Origin of the sequence: Galbibacter mesophilus (genome assembly GCF_023721415.1) — a bacterium.
In the GTDB taxonomy this organism is placed as follows: domain Bacteria; phylum Bacteroidota; class Bacteroidia; order Flavobacteriales; family Flavobacteriaceae; genus Galbibacter; species Galbibacter mesophilus.
In genome coordinates, this window is record NZ_JAMQVC010000001.1 from 767,797 (window position 1) to 790,839 (window position 23,043).

The window sequence follows — 23,043 nt, forward strand, 5'->3', positions numbered from 1 at the left end:
TAACTATGAAATCTCACTTCTGTTAAGGAATTTAACGCACTAAATCAAACGATAAACTTTTAGGAAAATAATTCTAAATACAGCTCTTTATTTCAGTAAACTTTAATAATCCAGCTCGGGATGAATAAACGTATAAGAAAGATACGCATCCAAGTTTTTAGATGTAATGGTTTTTCCTTTTTCTGAATTATTTTCATCGTATTCAGGAGGCTCAATACCAAGCTTTTCAGCTAGATTGGTGTAATAGGATTGCTTACTAGGGTGACTTGGAGCTGCGGCGTTAAACGTTTTTCCCCATGCTTCCTTTTCAATAATGGTATTGATTATGGATACACAATCCTCTAAATGAATCAGATTAACTGGTGAATTTGGATTGGAGAGATTCTTTTTACCCGAAAGAGAATTTACTGGATGTCTATTATTGCCATACAATCCACCAAATCTTATAATGGTGGTTTCAAAGCTATTATTGGCTTTTAAAACCTCTTCGGAAGCTAAGACCTGCTTACCACTTTCAGTTTCAGGGTTTGGCTCGGTATTTTCATCAACAATTTCAGGAATATTGGAATACACAGAGGAACTACTAGCAAAAATGACCTTCTTGATATCGCTTTCAGCAATTTTTTTTGACAAAGTCTCTATTTTTCCGAGATAGTTGGTATTCGAATTGCTTCTAATTCGCGGAGGTATGTTAATAACCAATACGTCTACATCTTGTAAAAAATAACTGATGTTACCTTCTATATGGTTTTGATGTACAGCAATTAAAAACGGATTAATATTGTGTTGGGCGATAGATAGTATTTTATCCACAGAGGTGGTGGCACCATTCACTTGATATCCTTTTTTTACAAAAGATTTAGCTAAAGGTAGCCCTAACCAACCACACCCAAGAACTGCAATTTTTTTTGGCATTATAATTTCAAAGTTTTTTTAATCATTACGGCATCGTTTAGCACAAATGGCATCGGGATGGCATTCTTTGGTCTCGAGGGTACACTAAATTGAGGGTTGTTCAGTAAGTCATTGGAGGCTTCGTAAAATGTAAGCACTGGCTTTTCATTTTCATCGAATACTAAAGTTAATTCAGAATAATGATTATTACTAATGTAATATGTTAAAAGTCGGTCATCTCGCCTTTTTAAGAAGTTTTCAGAAAAAGAAACACCATTTAAGGAGCATTCTTCGATGGTTGTATTATCGGTAAATATTTCAAGACGGTTTACATTTCTTTGTGGAGTAACGCAAACAGTTACATGCCTTTTTCCATTCCAAACGCTATCTCTTTCTATCGTAATTTCAGGAGCAGGAATATTTTTAACAGGAGCAGAAGCCACATGTGTGAATTTGGTACCATACTTACTACTGAATTTAATTTTTTCTTCGGAAGTATTTTCTTTTAAATCAATAAACTGAGCAGTCCAAAAGTCCAACACCTTATTGTAAGTGGCCCATTGCGCTTGTTGATTATCTACATCTAAAACGTACAACAAACTGGTAGGATGAGGTCTTTTTTCGGACACTGAAGATTGAAAATGTGCGGAAATAAAGAACAACACGGCGATAAGTAATCCCAAATGTGCATAATTTTTTTTGTTATTATAAAAGCTGAAAACTGGTAACAAAAGTCCGAACAGTAAAACGCTCAACAAACATGAAGCAATCAAAATCTTTAAGCCCAAACCAACGGGAAACATTTGTATAAGCGGAGCTAAAATCCAAAGTGCAGGAACACATAAGAAAAGTAAAAATAACAGCGGAGTTCTTTTTTTGCCTTTTTGGTTGATTAGTAGAAAAAGGGAAGCTAAAGCTCCAAAAACTGGAATTATAAAAAAACTAGCTCCCTCTAAATATGTGGCAATAGCAGTACAAATTAAAAGCCAAAAGAATAGCGGTGCTATTAATAGGCTCGCTGCTTTTTCAGAAGTGAATCTCGAATACACATAAAAACAAATGGCAAAGCTTAAAGCAGAAAAAGAAGCTATATAAAAATGTCCGTTATACGTAAAACCATGTAAAATATCTTGATAATGCGGATATATCTTCAACAAAGCTTGCCAGCTGAAAAACCCAAGTGCTCCAGCGAGCAAAAGGCACACTATAAATGCTAGAAAACCTCTGGCAATGCCGGAAAAGAGAAGCGTTTTATTTTTTATACCAACTACTAGCAAGACAATAAACAAAACAAAGGCAATAATTAACATTGGAAAAATCCAAGCAAAAGGATAATACACAAAATTAAATACAGGGATGTCGAAATAGATATAATCGGTATCTGATTTTAACGTGGTTAAATCGTAGTCCTTATAAAAGTCAAGTAAGGGCAACACATAAGAAATTTGATGTTGGAGTGTATTGCTATCTACATTTTCATAGCTGTCGTTAACCGTATGATAATCAAAATGGTCGTCTATAAAAGCAAAATTGAACCCATCGATGTTCGCATGTTCCCTAAACACCGTTAAATCGGTATCGTTGGGCAGCATTTTATAAATACTGTATGCCAGCGAATTGGCAACTGGAAATTGTGGATGTGCTTCCGCAAAAGAGGTTATCAAGTTTTTGTTTCCACCGTTGGTTTCAATCAGCATATAACTGGGACCACCACTTCCTCTCGCCTCCAAATTCAGTATCAGTCCTATTTCTTTTGCCAGCGGATGTTTGTCAACAAACAATTGTGCTCCGTTTAAACCAAGCTCTTCCCCGTCGGTAAATAAAATTATAATATCATTTTTCGGATTTTCCTGCGTTTTCACAAGATTGCGAACGGCTTCAAGAATTACCGCTACTCCTACGCCATCGTCACTTGCTCCCAAGGAAGAATGCGGATTACTATCGAAGTGCGCCATCAAAACCAAGGCTTTTCCACTTCCAGAACCTTCAATTTTTGCAATAATATTTTGCGCGTAGCTAACATTCCCCCAATCGCCACTTGTAAACCCTTTTTGTATTTCGGGATTAAGGCCAATTTCTTCTAGTTGGGTTAGTATGTATTGTTTAACTTCTTCATGTGCTTCCGAACCTACAAAATGAGGTTTTTCGGCAATATTTTTAATATGCTGAAGCGTTTTTTCAGTTGAAAAATTCTCAGGAGCATATTCCGTTTGGGGAACTAGGTCATAGAACCTAAAGGCAACCAAAAGTAAAAGAACAAGAAAAGAGAGAATGGATGTATACTTTTTCACAGTGCTGGTTTCATTAGTTACATAAATGTACATATAAAAAATAAAGATTCTCTTTTTTCATCAATCCCTAGGCGTTTGAAGAATATTTAAAATATAACTATAACATTACGAATAACTTATTTTATTTCATAATAATTGGCTATATTTATAATTCACACCAACTTTAAAAATTTGAACGTATGGGAATTAAAAGTTTTCAAGGAGCGAGGGAAGAGCAAAAGAAGGAGTACCATGCTCCCATTTTGGTTGAAGATTATATGACAAAGAACTTAGTACTTTTTAGTCCGAAACAATCAATTTTAGAAGTAATGGAGCTTTTAATTAAGCACCGTATTTCCGGAGGTCCAGTTTGTGATGGCGACGGACATTTGGTTGGGATGATTTCTGAGGCAGATTGTATGAAGCAAATCTCTGAAAGTAGGTATTTTAATATGCCTATTTTAGAAAAAAATGTAGAGAATTTTATGACACGCGAGGTGGAAACCATACCGCACGACATGAGTATTTTTGATGCCGCTTCGAGATTTTACAAAGGACATCGTAGACGTTTACCGGTCATGGAAGACGGTAAACTGGTAGGGCAAATTAGTAGAAAAGACGTGGTGGTAGCTGCTTTAAAATTGGCAAGCCAGAATTATTAGCGAGGCTGTAATTTCAAAAGCTTTAGGCGCATTGAAATTGCATAGCCGAGCTAATCCCGACACTTTCGGTCGGGATATTTTTTTTTCTTAAACTGAATAAGCTAAAGGCTTAATCTTTGACTATTGCGTGAAATATACAATTAGATTAAAATTACCTTTCTCTTCTCACCAACATATAAAAATCATTGTCCAAAGGGAGGTAGCCTAAGTCGTATAAAAAGTAATACGTGGTTCCCTTTTTTGTGGTATAAGTATTGGTGATATATTCAAAATCGAATCCCAAATCCATTAAGCGCGTTTTGGTGGTTTTCGTTTTGTCGTTAGGATTTAACTTCTCTAAAATACGATAGTTCTTACGTAAGCGATTGTTAATGTTTCTAATCAGATTTTTACTGTCTTTGTTCAACTTATTATTGTATGCATTCCGGCAGTAATCACTACAGAACTTCTTATCGGCCCTGCCTACAATTTTTTCACCGCATTCCAAACAGCTCTTATTCATTAATAATTTAAAGAAATTAATTTCTCTAAATATACTATTTTTTTCTCACTTCGTAGAGGTCGGTTCTTCGGTCTTTTAAAATACGAACACTACCATGCTCATGTAATTCTTTAAGCAACTCTAAATTGACATCTACCAAAAGTGTCATTTCGGTATTTGGCGTAGCCTCTGCTTTAATACCGTTGTTTGGGAAGGCAAAATCCGATGGCGTCAATACCGCTGCTTGTGCATATTGAATATCCATATTGTTTACTCGCGGCAAATTCCCAACGCAGCCTGCAATCGCAACATAGCACTCATTTTCAATAGCGCGGGCTTGAGAGCAGCTTTTCACACGTGTGTAACCATTCTGAGTATCGGTTAAAAATGGCACAAATAATATTTGCATTCCTTCGTCTGCCATGAGTCGGCTTAATTCTGGAAATTCCACATCGTAGCAAATAATAATACCAATCTTCCCACAATCGGTGTCAAAAGTTTTTATAACATCGCCACCTTTCATTCCCCAATGCGAAATTTCATTCGGAGTTATGTGTATTTTGGTGTACATTTCTGAAGAACCATCCCGCTTGCATAGAAATCCGCAGTTATATAAATTCCCATCAATAATATTCGGCATACTTCCCGTAATAATATTGATGTTGTAAGAGATAGCAAATTCCTTAAACTTTTGATGGATAGCTTCCGTGTATTTAGCCAGCTCTCGGATGGCATCCGCTTCATTTAAGTGGTTGTAATCTGCCATTAGGGGAGCTATAAAAAGCTCAGGGAAAAGGGCAAAATCACTCTCGTAACCGGAAACGGCATCAATGAAGAATTCAGCTTGCTCAAACAAAGCGTCCAAATTTTTAAGCGGTCGCATTTGCCATTGAATAAGTCCTAAGCGAACAACAGATTTGTCTACATTGATTAGTTTCGGACTCTTATCGTAATAGATATTGTTCCATTCCATCAAAACGGCATAATCCAACGAATGCGTATCTCCTTCCAAATAATTTTTCATGATTTTCTTTACGTGAAAATCGTTGCTTAATTGAAAGGCTAGCACAGGATCGAAAAGCTCTTTCATTCGAACTTTTTCAATGTACTGCTTCGGGCTAATTTCATCGGCATATTTCTTATAGTTCGGAATTCTCCCGGCAAAAACAATGGCTTTTAGATTCAGCTGTTCCGTAAGTTCTTTTCGCTTGTCGTAAAGGCGTCTACCCAAACGTAAGCCACGATATTTTGGATGGATAAACACATCTATCCCGTACAAAATGTTGCCTTGCGAATTGTGTGTAGAAAAGGTATAATTACCTGTAATTTCTTCATAAGTGTGGTTCTCATCAATATCATCTTCATCCAAAACTAATGACAGTGCACAACCCACAACTTTTTCGTCTACCAAAACCACCAATTGTCCCTGCGGAAAAATAGCGAGCAGTTTTTCAATTTCATGCTCCCGCCAAGGATCATCGTCCAAATCACTGTACGCCTCAATCATAGACGACCTTAACTCTAAATAATCTTCAATTCGAAGATTTCTCAACTCTATTTTGCTGATGGTTTCCATAGGGTAAATTTCCTTTTATAACAATTCTTATTTCTAAGCATCTTCTTTATCTCACAATCATGTTTGCTAAAAGCAAGCACTTTTACGATAATCAATTACAAACGTTTACAAATGATTACAACCGAATTTAAACGAAAGTAACCAAGTAAAAACCGAGTAAACAACCGGCGCTGAACAATCTTTGTACTGTTGATTTCAACTAATCGAATGTACGATTAAAAAATAAGTATAACCTTTTAAATTTTAGTATTATGAACAGTTTAAGAAACAGTGTAAAGCTTATCGGTAATTTAGGAAATGATCCGGAAATTATCAATTTGGAAAGCGGAAAAAAATTAGCCAGATTTTCCATAGCCACTAATGAAAGCTACCGTAACCAGAGCGGAGATATTATTAAAGATACGCAGTGGCACAACGTTGTGGCTTGGGGTAAAACAGCTGAAATTATTGAAAAATACTTGGTAAAAGGCAATGAAGTGGCGATTGAAGGAAAGCTAACTTCCCGAAGTTATCAGGACAAAAAGGGAGAAAAACGATATATAACCGAAGTAAACTGTAATGAGTTATTAATGCTTGGCAAGTCCAACTAGAAACCAATAAAAAAAGCGGATTTTCTCAAATCCGCTTTTTTTATAAAACTGCCATTAAGCAGCCTTTTCTTTTACTAAATCGAAACAAGGACAACGGCCACAACGTTTCGATTCGCTTTTCTTATATTTATTGCAACATTTCGATTTTAAGCCTTTTACTTTTAGCTCTTTAATCTTTTTGTTTTTCTTTTTTTCTTTATCTTTTTTCTTTTTACCCAACGGAAAAATAAATTGATTACCGTGGACAAATATATTTATTTAAACTTAATCTAAATAAAATTTTAACATCTTAATATGTTAAAATTTAATCGGTTGGAGTGGAAGCCGAGCTGGCAACGGTAAGTTGCTGGATATCACGATCAAACAAATATAAACCGCCTTTATCATCACCAATTAGATTAATTTTATCTAGAATGGTTCTCGCCATTGCTTCTTCTTCAATTTGCTCAGCTACGTACCATTGCAAAAAGTTGTGTGTAGAATAATCTTTTTGTTCCAATGTAATGTGCACCAAATCGTTAATGCTTTCAGAAACAAAAACTTCATGCTCAAAAAGCTTTTCAAACATTTCCTTAAAGCTTTTAAAAGTAACATTTGGCTCTTTTAAAGCTGAAATCCTTGCGTGTCCGCCTCTTTCATTGATAAACTTTACCAATTTAAGCATGTGCTCTCGCTCTTCATCCGATTGGTCGTACATGAATTGTGCAACACCTTCTAGGCCTTTTACTTCTGCCCAACAGGCCATGGCTAGATATATTTGAGAAGATTCGGCCTCAACACGAACCTGTTTATTTAGGGCTTCTTCAATTTTTTTACTTAACATAATACGTCATTTTTTATAAAATTACAGAATTATCTGCTAGGCTAGCGTTTTTTCGGCGTTTGGAGGACTAATTTATAAATAGTCTATTTATACACTTACTTCCTAGAAGTTCATCGACAACTGAATACGTTTTCTGCCCAAGTCCACTTCCATCACTTTAACCTTTACGTGTTGCTGAAGCGTAACCACTTCATTTACATCGGTAACGAAACCATCGGTAAGTTGGGAAATATGTACGAGTCCGCTTTCCTTAATCCCAATATCCACAAAACACCCAAAATTGGTAATATTGTTTACAATTCCAGGAAGTATTTGTCCTTCTTTCAAATCGTTTATGGTTTTCACATTTGGATCGAATTCAAACATTTTAGCTTTTTCACGCGGATCGATACCAGGTTTTTCTAATTCTTTTACAATATCTTTAAGTGTAGGCAAACCTATTTTTTCCGTGGTATATTTTTCCAGAGAAATACTCTTAATTAGGGTTGCATTGCCAATTAAATCTTGAATATCCACTTTTAAATCCGTTGCCATTTTTTTCACTACGGAATAACTCTCAGGGTGAACGGCTGAATCATCAAGCGGATTTTCAGCATTCTTAATCCTCAAGAAAGCAGCACTTTGTTCAAAAGCTTTATTACCCAATCTCGGCACATTTTTAATAGCTTCCCGAGAAGGAAAACTACCATTTTCTTCGCGGTAGTTTACAATGTTTTCAGCGAGCTTCTCACCAATGCCGGAGACATAACTCAACAACGATTTACTAGCCGTGTTTATGTTTACTCCAACTTTATTTACACAACTTTCCACCACCCTATCCAATGCAGCTTTCAGTTTCGATTGATCGACGTCATGCTGATATTGACCAACACCAATTGATTTAGCTTCTATTTTAACCAATTCCGCCAGCGGATCGGAAAGTCTACGACCAATGGAGACAGCTCCCCTAACCGTTACATCATAATTTGGAAATTCATCCCGCGCAATTTTGGATGCGGAATAAATCGATGCTCCAGCTTCACTTACCACAAATACCTTCACATCCCGGTCGAACCGAATTCTTTTTACCAACGTTTCAGTCTCTCTCGAAGCGGTACCATTGCCAATAGCAATGGCTTCTATTTTGTAGGCGTTTACGAGTGTACTTATCTTTTTAATCGCCTGAGTAGATTCATTTTTAGGTGCATGTGGATAAATCGTTTCGTTATGAACCAAACCTCCTTGTTTGTCCAAACAGACAATCTTACAACCCGTTCTAAAACCAGGGTCTATAGCCAAAATGGTTTTCTCGCCCAAGGGCGGACTCAAAAGCAATTGCTGAAGATTTTTGGCGAATACAGTAATGGCCGTATCGTCTGCCTTTTCCTTGGCATTGGACAAAGTTTCATTTGCAATGGCAGGTGCCAATAATCTTTTAAAAGCGTCTTTTATGGCTATTTCTATTTGAGAAGCACATTCGTTATCGGATTTTAAAATTTTATTTTCCATAAAATCCAATGCTCGGTCTTCATTAACCGAAATTTTCACCTTGATGAAGCCTTCTTTTTCGGCTCTTAAAATTGCCAAAAGCCTATGCGATGGACAACGTTTAAGCGGTTCGTTCCAATCAAAATAATCGCGGAATTTCTGCGCGTCCTCATCTTCCTGCTTAGCTTTTACAACCTTCGTAGTAATTTCCGCATGACGACTGTATTGATTTCGCAAAGCATTTCTTATATCTATACGTTCGTTTATCCATTCAGCAATAATATGTCGCGCACCTTCCAACGCTTCTTCAGCTGATGCAACATTTTTACTGGTATATTTCTCAGCAATAAAATCCAAATCGTTGGCATTTTGTGCCATGATGATTTTCGCCAACGGCTCGAGTCCGTTTTCCCGAGCAGTATCTGCTTTCGTTTTTCGCGTTTTTTTATACGGAAGATAAAGGTCTTCTAATTCCACAAGGTTGTCGCTGGCATCAATCTTACTTTTTAATTCGGCCGTTAAAACTTCCTGCTCCTCCAACGATTTTAATATTCTTTCTTTTCTTTTTTGAAGTGCTTCAAATTCCTTTTTAAGATTTACGATATCACCAACCTCAACTTCATCTAAATTTCCCGTGGCTTCCTTTCGGTAACGTGAGATAAATGGAATGGTGCAGTCTTGGTTGATAAGTTCAACCGTGTTTTCAATACTCTTTTTGGTAATTTGAGTTCTTCCGGAGATATAATTGATGAGTGCTTTCATGATAATCAGTTAGCCCCCAAAGGTTTCAAAAGCTTTGGGGTTTAGATGAAATTAATTAAAAATAAAGTTTTTGCGCCACCTTAAAAGTATTGGTGTGAGCTGCCACAATTGTTTTGATGTCTGGGGAATAGCCTCCACCCATGCTACATTGCACGGGAATGCCTTGCTCCTTGCATAATTCCAATACTATTTCGTCCCGTTTTTTACACCCTTCCATGGACAGACCGAGTCGTCCTAATTTATCGCCTTTAATTACATCGACTCCGCAGAGATAGAAGATAAAATCTGGTTTTTGATTGGCAATTAGTTTTGGCAATTCCTTTTCTAGAATGGACAAGTAAGTTTCGTCACCACAATCGTCATCAAGAGCAATGTCCAAGTCGCTTTTTTCCTTTTTGAAAGGATAATTATTCTTTCCATGCATGGAAAACGTAAAAACCGATTCATCGTTTTCGAAAATGGCGGCAGTTCCATTGCCTTGATGCACATCGAGATCCACCACCAAAATTTTGTCTGCCAGTTTCTGGTGTTGAAGATATCTCGCAGCAATTGCTTGGTCGTTTAGCAAGCAGAAAGCTTCTCCATGACCCGAATACGCATGATGCGTACCGCCGGCAATATTCATGGAAACTCCATTTTCCAAAGCAAACTCACAACATTTCATGCTGCCATCCGCAATAATGACTTCTCGATTGACCAATGCCTCGGAAAGAGGAAAACCGATTTTTCTAGCCGATCGGGCATCCAGCGTTTGGTTTTTTAAATCGTTAAGATATGCTGGCGTGTGTACGCGAAGGATGTCTTCATCATTCGGTATAGAAGGTTTGAAAAAGTTTTCTTCGGTTACAATTCCTTCGTGCAAAAGTTGCTTCGGAAGTAAATCGTATTTAACCATAGGAAATCGATGTCCTTCCGGAAGAGGATGTTGATAAATGGGATGATATGCTATTTTGAGCATTTTGATTTCAAGATTCTTAAGACCCCAAAGGTTTCAAAACCTTTGGGGTTTAGAGCTTCTTACTTAATTTATCGTTTTGCCGTTTGGCACTTCAGATTCATCAGGATTAATAAAAACAATTTTATCATCACTGTTTTCTGTCATTAAAATCATCCCTTCGCTGGTAACGCCACGTAGTTTTCTAGGTGCCAAGTTTACTAGAACAGTTACTTTTTTACCTATAATTTCTTCAGGTTTAAAATGTTCTGCAATACCAGAAACTATCGTTCTCTTATCAATACCAGTATCTACTTTTAAAACCAAAAGTTTGTCGGCTTTAGGCATTTTTTCAGCTTCCAGAATAGTCCCCACCCGAATGTCAAGTTTTGTAAAATCATCGAAAGTGATGGTGTCTTTTTGAGGCACCACCTCAGCAGTTTCCCCTTTCTGTGCTGCGTTATTTTCTTTTTTGGTCGCTTCCAATTTTTCTAGTTGTTTTTGTATTTCTTCATCTTCCACTTTGGTAAACAGCAAGGATGCTTTCTCAAGTGTATGTCCGGATGGAAGTAGAATTTCCTTTTCTGCAACATCGTTCCATTGTAAATCGCTTTCCAACTTACTGAAAGCGAGCATTTGCTTTAATTTTTCTGAAGTAAATGGAAGGAAAGGTTCACTTACTACGGCTAAACCTGCCGCTATTTGAAGCGCTACGTTCATAATGGTTTTAACGCGCTCTTCGTCTTGTTTAATTACTTTCCAAGGCTCTTCATCGGCTAGATACTTGTTTCCAAGTCTTGCTAAGTTCATAAGCTCTTGAGAAGCTTCTCTAAAACGGTATTTTTCAATAGAACTAGAAATAATTTCAGGATACTTTTTTAGTTCCTGAAGCGTTTGTTTATCTACTTCGGAAAAAGTTCCTGCTTGAGGAATTACCCCATTGTAATACTTCTGACTCAAAACAACTACCCGGTTGATAAAGTTACCAAAAATAGCTACCAATTCGTTATTGTTCCTAGATTGGAAATCTTTCCAAGTAAAGTCGTTATCTTTTGTTTCTGGGGCGTTTGCCGTTAATGTATAGCGAAGTACATCTTGTTTTTCAGGAAAATCTTCAAGGTACTCATGCAACCAAACAGCCCAATTTTTGGAAGTAGAAAGCTTATTTCCTTCTAAATTCAAAAATTCATTTGCGGGAACGTTTTCTGGCAAAATGTAGTCGCCATGCGCTTGAAGCATCGCTGGGAAAATAATACAGTGAAAAACAATATTGTCTTTCCCTATGAAATGGATAAGTCTGGAATCTTCCCAAAATGGTTTCCAATCTTTTCCTTCGCGTGCAGCCCACTCTTTAGTAGAAGAAATATAACCAATTGGCGCATCGAACCAAACATAGAGCACTTTACCATCCGCGCCTTCTACCGGCACCGGAATCCCCCAATCGAGGTCGCGAGTTACGGCACGCGGTTTTAGCCCCTCATCGACCCAACTTTTTACTTGTCCGTAAACATTGGGCTTCCAATCTTTTTTATGGCCTTTTATAACCCATTCCCTCAAAAAAGAATCGTATTGGTCTAAAGGCAAAAACCAGTGTTTTGTTTCCTTTAAAACAGGAATGGATCCAGTGATGGTTGATTTTGGATTGATAAGATCCGTAGCATTGAGCGAGCTTCCGCAGTTTTCACATTGGTCGCCATACGCCCCATCGTGGCCACATTTTGGACAAGTTCCCACCACAAATCTATCTGCCAGAAACTGTTGGGCTTCTTCATCATATAACTGCTCTGTAACCTCTTCAATAAACTTTCCATCTTCATACATTTTCTTAAAAAACTCCGAAGCTGTTTGATGATGAATCTCCGCTGAAGTGCGTGAATAATTATCAAAAGAAATACCAAATTCAGCAAAAGACTTCTTGATAATTCCGTGATATTTATCGATGATTTCTTGCGGAGTTGTGCCCTCTTTTTTAGCTTTCATAGAAATGGCAACACCGTGTTCATCGCTTCCGCAGATAAAAGCCACTTCTTTCCCCTTTAAACGTAAATAGCGTGCATAAATATCTGCTGGCACATAAACCCCCGCCAAGTGACCAATATGAATTGGACCATTGGTGTATGGCAAGGCAGCAGTAATGGTGAATCTATCTCTGTTTTGGGCTGTATCGTTATATTTCTGTGACATTCTCAAAATTTATGAAGTCACAAAAATAAGGATTTTCAACAGAGTTTAACACATAAAGAGCGTCAATTCCGTAAGGTTAAAATTCCACCCCATTTTTAAGCAATTTTAACTTAAAACAATGGATTTACTATAGCTTTTACCGTTGTAGGAGATGCTGTAAATGTAATGCCCGCGGTTGAATGTTTTCTTGGCGGCTTCGGTGATATTCACCTTATGCTGACCTTCAAAAGACATTTCGTTTACAATAGTCCCTAAATCTTGACCGAGAATGTTGTACAGTTTTATTACCAAATGGGCCGCTGTAGGAACCGTATAGTTTACGTATACATTTTTATCCTCCCCATACGATGGAAAATGCTCAAAAGTAGTCGCATTTTCAAATTCTGGCATATCCGGCTCAATAATGTCTGGCATTGGATCGCTGCCGTCTACTATGGGACCTTGACCTTCTATAACCGTATTATCTACGGAAGAACATGTTAATCCGAGTCCGAGTAAAGAGGCTGTTTGCCCGTTTAGTGCAGCGCTTACCAAATTATTATCAATACAAAGCCATTCGGACATAACGGAAGCATACACATCCCTAAAGTCAACTGAATTTTTAAGGTTTCCTCCACGAATTAAATCATTTAAATCAGGATGTTCACCAATAAATCCTTGGCCTTCAATTCCAGGACCAAAAAGCAGCATTGGTGCTGACGTTCCGTGGTCGGTACCAAAAGAACCATTTTCGTAAACTCTTCTTCCAAATTCAGAAAAAGTCATACTTAATACTCTTTTATGATGGCCGCCAGCTTCAAGATCTTGATAAAATGCATCTACCGCATCAGCAACTTCTGTCATCAAGCGTTGATGCCTTTCTGGCTGAGCGGAATGCGTATCAAAACCTCCAAGACTTACCATATAAATTTTCGTTCCCAAACCACCTTTTATCAATCTAGAAACGGTAGCTAATTGTCTTCCTAAAGAACCATTTGGGAATTCTACGCTATTGGAAGCAGCTTTAAATTTTTCAGAAATAACCCCTGCATATTCGTATGTGGTATTGGCAGCTCCTCTTAAAAAGTACAATTGTTCCTCATAGGTACAATCAGGCATTAAGTCCAACAAGCTGTGTACCACACCTTCTTCAGCAATACGTTCCAATTCGGTTACATTGTTAATGGTAAACGCATAATTTACATCGTCTCCTTGAAAAATAAGGTTTCCAATATTCCCAACCTGAATTGCAGCCGGATCAGAAGGCGGATTCAGTAAATAATTTGAAAAATCTCCGTGGTTATCAAAATAACGCCCCATCCAGCCAGTTCGGGTTTGATTATTCACATCCGTAGAAGCAAAAATATCCGAAGAACTAAAGTGGGATAAGTTATGATTTTCATAGCCCACACCATGAACCACTTTCATACCACCGTCGCCCCATAACTTTTCTAGGTTTTCCATATATTTCGGCATATAGAAAGCATCGTTCAATCGGGTTAGGTTGTTGAAAGGAATATGTATTTTAGGCCTGAAATTGGCATACGTATCAAAATCGTAGGCTGGAATAATGGTGTTAAGTCCATCGTTACCGCCAGTAAGCCTAATAAGAATTAAAATGTTGTCGTTTTCTGAAGCATTCAATGCCGATGTTAACGGAGACGGCGCGGAAGCCGATAGAATATTCCCGCCCAAGAGCATGGAGCCAGAACCTGCAAGTCCCAAGGCTTGAAGAAAAGAGCGGCGTGACCATTTTTCGTGTTCCTCGTCGTGTTTCTCTTTATTGTTGAAGGGTGTATAGTTATGATTGCACATGGTTCTCGTAGGTTATTTAAGTTGAAATTCAGGTTGTTTGATGAGGTGTTGCAAAAGGTCAAAAACTTGTCCCGGCACGGATGGGGAAAGTAAATTCCATGACCCATCGTCGAAATAATTTTGCGGAACCCTGTTTTTAAAAATATCGATAGCAATGTTGTAGTCATCTGGAGTATGAAAACCAAATGGTAAAAACCAATCTACAATTTTTCTGGTAATATCTTCTGGATCTATATTTGCAGGTCCGCCCGCTATATCCAAGGCTAGGTTTGCGAATTGATCTTCATCCATACCAAAAGTTTCATCAATGTAAAACTCCAACATTTTCCACCTTCCAATTAAGGTGCTAGGTCCAATCCAATCCCTATCGCGCTGCCAACCCGCAACGTCCACTGGGTTAAACATTTCCTGACCAATCATCCTACAAATGTTTTCTCCATCCATCACCATGTCGGTAGTGGTTTGGAAACCGGTTTCATTGCAGAAATTAAAAAACACATCAAAATGGCTTTTAATAATTACACCTCGCGCCTCATCATCATAAAAATGTTCACTAGAAAATAGTTGTGCGAGCACCGGCGCCAATTCAAAATCATTAGCGATAAAAGTATCGGCCAATTGCTGGGTTATAGCAGGAATTTGCATAGGATTTACAAAAAACTCGTAAAGCTTTCCGCAGACAAAATTGGCGATTTCCTGAGGCCGTTGTTCAAATAATATTGCAATTACATCATCGTAGCCCCAAGCACCCGTCAGACCAAAAATTGTTTTTGTTTTTGTATCGAAAGCATTCGGATTAAAAAGTATGGGACCACAACCTTCATCACGCTTTACATATCCTGTTAGCGCTCTTGCAGTTTCCTTAATATCTTCTTCTGTATATCCAATTCCTTCACCCAAAGTGAAAAGCTCATAAAGCTCCCGGGCGTAATTTTCATTAGGATTTCCCTTACCACTTTTGTCACCATTTAGATATTTCAACATCGCATTATTAATACCAATATCGTATACAAATGTTCTAAAGTTTCCTACGGAATGTGTTTGTAAAAGGGTAATATATTCGTGTAAATAAGAAGGGCAATCGTATTCCCTAAGTTCTGTAACAAAATGGTTGTGCCAAAAGAAACTCAAACGATCTCTAAGGTTGTTTACACGTAAATCGTTTACGTAAGCTTCCTTCCATTCATTAATTTGGGTTCTTTTTATTGCTCGGCTTTCATCTCCATCAGCAGGATAAAAGGTATTATCCCAGGCCGCCCATTCGGGTTCTGCCGTTAGCGGCATATTAATGGCTTCATCAATAATTTCCGTCGCCAATTGCTCAGCAGTCTTACCTACATGCGATTGGATGGTATCAAATGAAGTTCCAAAACCGGCTCTTCTGAATAAATGTAAAATGTGCTTGTCCTCTAAGGGTTGACCAAGAGGAGCTAACGAAGCTACGTTACAGTTGGTTTTTGCTAGCATTCTTTTGTTAGGTTTTAATAGAACATGGGTCAGCTTTAAAAGATATACGGTGGGCAATCTAAAAAAGATGACGTTCTAAGTAATAATTTAGGGCATCTAAAAGTAAACATTTTTTCTTAAGAAATAAATACTTTGTTGTTAACTAATTATTTATAGCTGAAAAAGCACTATATTCAAGAATAATTTTCTATAAATTGTTGAGATTTGGCTACACATAATGAGTTTGGCAAAAAAGCAGAAAAATTGGCTCTTGAACTTTTAGTGAGCAAAGGTTATGAGATATTAGAAACCAACTTTACTTACCAAAAAGCCGAAGTTGATATTATTGCTCGATTTAATCAAACTATAATCGCAGTAGAAGTAAAAGCGAGAAGTTCCCTTTTCTATGGAGATCCGCAAAGCTTTGTGAACAAGAAGAAAATCAAACTTATGGTGAAGGCTATGGATTTTTACTTGGTAGACCGTGCTATTGATGAAGAAACACGATTTGATATTGTAGCAGTTTTTAAGGATAAGGAACAATATGACATAAAACATATAGAAGATGCCTTTTATTTCTTCTGATTTTTCACCCATCTCATTTTACGAAAGCGATTGCGTTTATTTACGTTAAAAACTATATTTAATTAATTTTCAGCGCTTTAAAATGTTATAAATAAAACATTTCGTTTTATTTTTTGTTTTTAAAGAAAAGTTGACTTAATTTTACCACTCCTTAAACCAAACCAAATAAATGAAAACAATATCATCAATCGTAGAGAATTACATTAAGTCTAAGCCATTTTTGCAAAGCGCCTTGGCTCAAGGAATCATCAACCTTACTTCTTTATCAAGAAACATCAAACCAGAAATTGAAGAACAATTAGGGAAAGAGGTTAGAAATGGGGCAATAGTTATGGCCTTAAAACGCCTTTCTTCTGAACTTGAATTTAGGGCGACGCATCGAATTTTAAAAGTCCTAAAAAACATCGGGGAAATTACCGTGCGCTCGTCTTTAAGCGATTATACCTTTTTAATTTCAGATACTATTTTAAATAAACAAGCACGTTTATTACAGGAAATTAATGACAACAAAGATGTGTTTTATACTTCTTCACGTGGCGTAAACGAAACCAATATCGTGGTGAGTGATTCCATGAACGAAGTGGTAGAGTCGCTTTTTAAAGATGAAAAACTAACCCAAAAAATTGATAAGCTTTCTTCTATTAGTGTAAAACTGCCAGAGGAAAACGTAATTATTCCCGGTATCTACTATTTCATTTTTCAACGTTTGGCTTGGGAAGGCATCATTTTACACGAAGTGATTTCCACCACCAATGAATTCACCATTATTGTAAATGAAGACCAGATTGACATCGCTTTTAAAGTGATAAAAGATTTGAAAGGACTTTAAAGTTGTGCGTTTTGAGTTACAAATTATGAGTTGACGATTGTTTTTTCATACTTCATCGTAAAAATTACAACTTCTCAATTTCGTTTTTCAATGCTTCTAACGTTTCTGGTTTGGCAATGATTTTTTTGTCGCCATTCAGTAAAAAGTAGGTGGGTGTCGCAACAATACTATACTCAACGGCGGTTTGATTGTCCCATTTTCCAGAACCGAAAACATGTATAAATTCCGGGTATTCCTTTATGTTATCTTTCCAAGGATTGGCATCGTCTTCTAAACCAAAAGCGACCACTTGAAGTTTCGAAGCATCCATATTTTGCTTTTCCAAAAAGAGTTTTACCTCTGGAATTTCCTTTAAACAATGCGAACAGGTGCTACTCCAAAAAATCAGTAGATAATGATTGGCGTCTGATAATTCGTGGAGAGATTTGCCATTCCCTAAATTAAAATTGGGTGCTTTAGCCCCCATACCCGTTTTCTGAAAAGAATTTATCTTAGCTATCAACTTTTGGTCGCCGTAAGCTTCCGCCAGTTTCAGCAAATAGCTATCTGCAATGTAATTGGCCACTTCGGTGTTTTCTTCCGAAGAAAAATCTTCCCATAAAGATTCAAAAATAGTTTTCTTTAGAACTGCATTCTCTCCAATTTCAGTAGCAATAAAATCTATGTTTTGTTTGTAAGCATTATTGTCATTTTTATCAGCAAATCGATATACATAAATTGTTGCAGCATTAATTAAATAATCAGAATGTTGCAACACCGAATTGCTAAAGTCAATATGATTAAAAAAATTATGCTTCTCCAATGCTAAATATTCCTTTGCGGAAAGTTGTTTTTCCGGCATGGGAATACGTCCCGTTTTTATAAATTGATGAGCAATTAAACCTTCACTTTGCTTCTCATAGGTGTCCTGAACCGCTTCAATGGCTTTAAAAACCGTAAAGAAAGTTTCTTTGGAAACATCAGGCTTAAATACTTCCTGAAGCATAGCTTTCGCCTCATCGGCGCGTTGATTATACTCCTGAAGCATAATATTTTCTTCGGAAGTTAGAAAAGTCACTCCCTCCCCCATTTTGTACTCAAAAGTAATATCTTCACTCCCGTTGTAAATGAAATCGAAATAATATTCGTCTTGCGGAATACCAAACACCAATCGATACATTCCTGATGAAAGGTTTTCTTCTAATGGGATTTCAACTCTACCTTCATCGCTCACATTCTTGTAGGAAATGTAAGCAGGATATTTCGGAGTAACCTGATATAAAAATGCTTGCTTAAACTTTCCTTTTGGCGATAGGGTTCCAGAAATATGGTTTTGCGCTAAAGCGAAAAAAGGAAAGACTATAACAAGTAAGAGTATTTTTTTCATTCTGTGGGCATTATTTTGACATTTATTCCGCATAAACGGTCGTAGCAAAAGGCTGCAAAGTTTTTAAAGCTTTCTCAACGGACTTGATATTTTCGAAGGTAATGAGTAACCGGAGTCCATTACGGGTTTGTTTTTCTTTTATTTTTCCGATTTTAGGGTGGGTTTGAATGTATTGCAGAACGTTTCTAAACCGTTCGCTTTGGTAAAAGGAGCTTTGCTGGTCTGATATAAAGTAACCCACCATTTTTCCTTGTTTTAAGATTATACGTTCCAGTCCCATTTGTGTGGCCAACCATTTTATACGAACACTGTTCAACAAATCGGTAGCCTCTTCGGGAAGTTCTCCAAAACGGTCAACAAGTCGTTGTTCGTAGGCTAGTAATTCTTCTTCCGTTTTTACGTTGCTTAATTCATTATAAAGGTTTAAACGTTCGGTAATGGCATTTATATAATCATCCGGGAAAAGCAATTGAAAATCGGTGTCCAGCTGGGTGTCTTTTACATACACCTTATCCTCTTCTTTTGGAGCATCATATAAATCAGCAAATTCATTTTCTTTAAGCTCCTCAATAGCTTCCTGCAGTATTTTTTGGTAGGTATCAAACCCAATTTCATTCATGAATCCGCTTTGCTCACCTCCTAAAATATCTCCAGCACCTCGTATTTCAAGGTCTTTCATGGCAATATTGAAACCGCTTCCCAATTCGGTAAACTGTTCGAGCGCTTGAATTCGCTTACGGGCATCTTCCGTCATAACAGAATAAGGTGGCGTAATAAAATAACAAAAGGCTTTCTTGTTGCTTCGTCCCACACGTCCGCGCATTTGGTGCAAATCCGACAGTCCGAAATTATTAGCGTTGTTAATGAAAATAGTATTCGCATTAGGAACATCCAAACCACTTTCTATAATAGAGGTTGCCACCAACACATCAAAATCGCCACGCATAAAACTCAACATAAGTTGTTCAAGTTTCTTTCCATCCATTTGTCCATGACCAATTCCAATCTTGGCATCCGGCACCAATCGTTGAACCATTCCAGCAACTTCTTTAATATTTTCTATTCTATTGTGAATAAAAAACACCTGTCCGCCACGCTGAATTTCATAGGATACTGCATCACGAATCACTTCTTCATTCAGTTGAATAACATTGCTTTCAATAGGATACCTGTTAGGAGGAGGCGTGGTAATAACCGACAAATCCCTAGCCGCCATTAAACTAAACTGCAATGTCCTTGGAATAGGCGTTGCCGTAAGCGTAAGCACGTCTACATTCTCTTTAATCGTTTTCAGCTTATCTTTTACAGCCACCCCAAACTTTTGTTCTTCATCAACAATTAAAAGTCCGAGATCTTTAAATTTTACATTTTTGTTCACCAATTGATGCGTCCCAATGATGATATCTACTTTTCCGTCCGCAAGACGTTCCAGAGTTTCTCGTTTTTCTTTGGCAGTTCTAAATCGGTTAAGGTACTCTATGGTGACTGGCATATCGGCAAGACGTTCCGTAAACGTTTTATGGTGCTGAAACGCTAAAATAGTAGTTGGCACCAACACAGCAACCTGTTTCCCGTTGTCTACTGCTTTAAAAGCCGCCCGAATGGCCACTTCGGTTTTTCCGAAGCCGACATCCCCGCACACAAGCCTATCCATGGGCTGTTCGCTCTCCATGTCGTTTTTAACATCTTCGGTCGCTTTACTTTGATCTGGTGTGTCTTCGTACAAAAAAGAAGCCTCCAACTCATTTTGCAAGTAGCTATCGGGACCGTATTGAAATCCTTTTTCCGTTTTTCGCTTGGCATACAGCTTTATCAAGTTAAAAGCTATTTCCTTTACTTTCGTCTTGGTTTTCTTCTTAAGATTCTTCCAAGCGTTGGAGCCTAGCTTATATATTTTAGGAGTTTTGCCGTCTTTCCCGTTGTATTTGGTAATTTTATGAAGGGAGTGAATGCTTACATATAAAATATCACGTTCTCCGTAAATCAATTTTATAGCCTCCTGTAATTTGCCTTCTACTTGAATTTTCTGTAAGCCCCCAAACGTTCCAATCCCGTGGTCAATATGAGTTACATAATCGCCAATTTCCAGATTGGTGAGTTCCTTAAGTGTAATGGCTTGTTTTTTTGAGTAGCCATTCTTCAGTTGAAATTTATGGTAACGCTCAAAAATTTGATGGTCAGTATAACAAACCAACTTATTTTCTTGGTCCACAAACCCTTGATGGAACGAAAACACCACCGTTTGGTAATGCACATCTTTATCCACATCTTCGAAAATATCGTGAAAACGTTTCGCCTGTTGTTCACTTACACAGAAGATGTAGTTTTTAAATCCTTTGGAATGATTCGTATTTAGGTCTTCAATTAATAAATCGAATTGTTTATTGAAAGAAGGTTGAGGCGATGTATTAAATTCAATAGTTTCGTAATTGCCATCCGTTTGCTTCGGATGATTCAGCGTTAAAGAAGTATAGCTTTCCAGTTGATTTTTTAGAAGATTGCCCGTGCAAAATAGTTCTGCTGGCGGGGCGTGTTTGATGTCTTCGGAAAGATTTTTAAATGCTTCTTCCGCCTTAGTGAATAACCCGTCTAATCTGGAAAACAACAGTTCAGTATTCTTCAAAAACACAACTGTTTTTGATGAGATGTATTTCAGAAAACTTTCACGATCCTCTTCCAGCAATTTATTTTCAACATTGGGGATAATATTGATTTTTTTAAGCTTTTCCGTAGAAAGTTGTGTTTCAACATCAAAAGTTCGGATGCTATCGACTTCATCCCCGAAAAACTCTATTCGGTAAGGTTCATCGTTGGAAAAAGAAAAAACATCTACAATACCACCTCTTACAGAAAACTCCCCCGGCTCTGTAACAAAATCTACTCGTTTAAACTTGTATTCAAATAGCGTTTCATTGATGAAATCGATAGAAAGTTTATCGTTTAGATTTATTTTAAGGGTGCTACGTTCGAGCTCCTTTTTTGTAACCACTTTTTCAAATAGTGCTTCAGGATACGTAACGATTATTGCGGGTCGTTTTCGGGAATTAATCCTATTAAGCACTTCTGCGCGCAAAAGCACATTGGCATTATCGGTTTCCTCGATTTGATAAGGCCTTCGGTAGCTTCCCGGGTAGAAAAGAACATCTTTTTCGCCCACTAATTGCTCCAAGTCGTTTAGATGGTAAGCAGCTTCCTCTTTATCATTCAGAATAAATAAAAAAGGTTTTTCCGCTTCCTCAAATGCATTGGCAATTACGATGGATAAAGACGAACCAACGAGACCTTTTAAATGTGTTTTACTTTGGGATTTGGCAATAGAACTCCCTAATTCCTGCTGCTGAAGGGATTCTTTATAGGCAGTTATAACCTGATGTAAGCCGCCAGACGACGCTATCTTGTTACTCACTTAAACGTATTTTCGGCAAAGATAACAGATTGAAGGGGTATTATAAAAGCTAAATTAAACTTAAAACAGGTCAGAAGCTTTTATATCTGGTTTTGAATGAATAATTTAACAAGTGTTGAAAGTAGTTCAGTTGCTTTTTGACGTCTAAATTATTCAAGAAAAGATAGCATTCAAATAAAAAAATAAAAGTTATGGATTTACAATTGAAAGGAAAGAAAGCATTTATATCGGGATCAACCAAAGGGATTGGCTTTGCCATTGCGAAGACTCTTGCTGATGAAGGGGCGGAAGTTGTAATAAATGGCCGAAGTCAAGAATCCATCGATAAAGCATTGAAAAAAATTAAAGATGAAGTGAAAGGCGCAAAAATTACTGGGATTCCTTGCGATTTTTCAAGCCCTGAAGAGATAAAATCCCTCATTAATAGCATTGGAAGTGTAGATATTTTAATCAATAACGTCGGAATTTTTGAACCCAAGCCTTTTGAGGAAATTTCAGATGCAGATTGGCAACGATTTTACAATATAAATGTAATGAGTGGTGTTCGTTTATCGCGCGCCTTTCTACCAGCCATGAAAAGACAAGATTGGGGCAGAATTATATTTATTTCTAGTGAAAGCGGAATTAACATCCCTGAGGAAATGGTGCATTACGGAATGACGAAAACTGCTCAATTAGCTATTTCCAGAGGAATTTCAGAAACCACCAAAGGCACCAATGTTACTGTGAATTCTGTTTTACCCGGACCGACACTTTCTGAAGGGGTTAGAGAATTTGCCAATGTAAAAGAAGGCGAAAGGGAAAGTGTGGAAAAAGAATTTTTTAATGAGGCAAGACCCACTTCGTTGTTGCAACGTTTTGCGGAGCCACAAGAAGTTGCCAATATGGTAGCCTATGTGGCAAGTCCGCTTTCTTCTGCAACCAACGGAGCAGCCTTGAAAGTTGATGGCGGGATAGTGAAAACAGCTTTTTGA

17 protein-coding genes are annotated in these 23,043 nt (G+C 37.4%); 5 read left to right on the forward strand and 12 right to left on the reverse strand.

Annotated features, from left to right (window positions below; all coding sequences use genetic code 11):
- Positions 1-102: 102 nt before the first annotated feature.
- Positions 103-915, reverse strand: a complete 813-nt coding sequence (locus tag NDQ75_RS03330) for an SDR family oxidoreductase (RefSeq protein ID WP_202027958.1) — start codon at positions 913-915, stop codon at positions 103-105.
- Complete coding sequence (locus tag NDQ75_RS03335; RefSeq protein ID WP_202027959.1) at positions 915-3,185, reverse strand: M20/M25/M40 family metallo-hydrolase; 2,271 nt, start codon at positions 3,183-3,185, stop codon at positions 915-917. The genes NDQ75_RS03330 and NDQ75_RS03335 overlap by 1 nt, the downstream gene beginning before the upstream one ends.
- A gap of 179 nt (positions 3,186-3,364) precedes the next feature.
- Between NDQ75_RS03335 and NDQ75_RS03340 the strand changes: the two genes are divergently transcribed.
- The gene (locus NDQ75_RS03340) at positions 3,365-3,826 is read left to right on the forward strand and encodes a CBS domain-containing protein (protein WP_202027960.1); all 462 of its coding nucleotides are present in this window, start codon (positions 3,365-3,367) and stop codon (positions 3,824-3,826) included.
- Between the two features lie 151 nt (positions 3,827-3,977).
- Here NDQ75_RS03340 and NDQ75_RS03345 read toward each other — a convergent pair whose 3' ends face one another.
- Together NDQ75_RS03345 and NDQ75_RS03350 are read right to left on the reverse strand one after the other, a co-directional pair.
- Entirely contained in the window at positions 3,978-4,328 is a 351-nt protein-coding gene (locus NDQ75_RS03345; RefSeq protein ID WP_202027961.1) for a hypothetical protein, read from the reverse strand.
- A 34-nt stretch (positions 4,329-4,362) separates the two neighbouring features.
- On the reverse strand, positions 4,363-5,883 hold the full coding sequence (locus NDQ75_RS03350) for a carbon-nitrogen hydrolase family protein (protein WP_202027962.1): 1,521 nt from the start codon (positions 5,881-5,883) through the stop codon (positions 4,363-4,365).
- 251 nt (positions 5,884-6,134) lie between these two features.
- Between NDQ75_RS03350 and NDQ75_RS03355 the strand changes: the two genes are divergently transcribed.
- On the forward strand, positions 6,135-6,473 hold the full coding sequence (locus NDQ75_RS03355) for a single-stranded DNA-binding protein (RefSeq protein WP_202027963.1): 339 nt from the start codon (positions 6,135-6,137) through the stop codon (positions 6,471-6,473).
- Positions 6,474-6,777: 304 nt separating this feature from the next.
- On the opposite strand, the gene NDQ75_RS03360 is transcribed toward NDQ75_RS03355, so the two are convergent.
- The 6 genes from NDQ75_RS03360 to NDQ75_RS03385 form a co-directional block, all read right to left on the reverse strand.
- Positions 6,778-7,296: a ferritin gene (locus tag NDQ75_RS03360; RefSeq protein WP_202027964.1), complete on the reverse strand. Its 519-nt coding sequence runs from the start codon at positions 7,294-7,296 to the stop codon at positions 6,778-6,780.
- Positions 7,297-7,398: 102 nt separating this feature from the next.
- Complete coding sequence (locus NDQ75_RS03365; RefSeq protein ID WP_202027965.1) at positions 7,399-9,525, reverse strand: Tex family protein; 2,127 nt, start codon at positions 9,523-9,525, stop codon at positions 7,399-7,401.
- Between the two features lie 55 nt (positions 9,526-9,580).
- Positions 9,581-10,483, reverse strand: coding sequence for a histone deacetylase family protein (locus NDQ75_RS03370; protein ID WP_202027966.1), 903 nt, complete (start codon positions 10,481-10,483; stop codon positions 9,581-9,583).
- Positions 10,484-10,546: 63 nt separating this feature from the next.
- Positions 10,547-12,643, reverse strand: a complete 2,097-nt coding sequence (gene metG / locus NDQ75_RS03375) for a methionine--tRNA ligase (protein ID WP_202027967.1) — start codon at positions 12,641-12,643, stop codon at positions 10,547-10,549.
- Between the two features lie 105 nt (positions 12,644-12,748).
- Complete coding sequence (locus NDQ75_RS03380; RefSeq protein WP_202027968.1) at positions 12,749-14,437, reverse strand: DUF1501 domain-containing protein; 1,689 nt, start codon at positions 14,435-14,437, stop codon at positions 12,749-12,751.
- A 12-nt stretch (positions 14,438-14,449) separates the two neighbouring features.
- Complete coding sequence (locus tag NDQ75_RS03385; protein WP_202027969.1) at positions 14,450-15,904, reverse strand: DUF1800 domain-containing protein; 1,455 nt, start codon at positions 15,902-15,904, stop codon at positions 14,450-14,452.
- A gap of 204 nt (positions 15,905-16,108) precedes the next feature.
- On the opposite strand from NDQ75_RS03385, the gene NDQ75_RS03390 reads away from it, so the two are divergent.
- Together NDQ75_RS03390 and NDQ75_RS03395 are read left to right on the forward strand one after the other, a co-directional pair.
- Positions 16,109-16,468, forward strand: a complete 360-nt coding sequence (locus tag NDQ75_RS03390) for a YraN family protein (protein WP_202027970.1) — start codon at positions 16,109-16,111, stop codon at positions 16,466-16,468.
- Between the two features lie 169 nt (positions 16,469-16,637).
- Positions 16,638-17,297 carry an aspartate kinase gene (locus tag NDQ75_RS03395; protein WP_202027971.1) on the forward strand — a complete coding sequence of 220 codons (660 nt, stop codon included), beginning with the start codon at positions 16,638-16,640 and terminating at the stop codon, positions 17,295-17,297.
- A 64-nt stretch (positions 17,298-17,361) separates the two neighbouring features.
- Here NDQ75_RS03395 and NDQ75_RS03400 read toward each other — a convergent pair whose 3' ends face one another.
- A complete protein-coding gene (locus NDQ75_RS03400; RefSeq protein ID WP_202027972.1) occupies positions 17,362-18,663 on the reverse strand; it encodes a TlpA family protein disulfide reductase in 1,302 nt (433 codons plus the stop codon).
- A gap of 22 nt (positions 18,664-18,685) precedes the next feature.
- Positions 18,686-22,069, reverse strand: coding sequence for a transcription-repair coupling factor (gene mfd / locus NDQ75_RS03405; protein WP_202027973.1), 3,384 nt, complete (start codon positions 22,067-22,069; stop codon positions 18,686-18,688).
- A 191-nt stretch (positions 22,070-22,260) separates the two neighbouring features.
- Here mfd and NDQ75_RS03410 point away from each other — a divergent pair, with 191 nt between their 5' ends.
- Positions 22,261-23,043 carry an SDR family NAD(P)-dependent oxidoreductase gene (locus NDQ75_RS03410; protein WP_202027974.1) on the forward strand — a complete coding sequence of 261 codons (783 nt, stop codon included), beginning with the start codon at positions 22,261-22,263 and terminating at the stop codon, positions 23,041-23,043.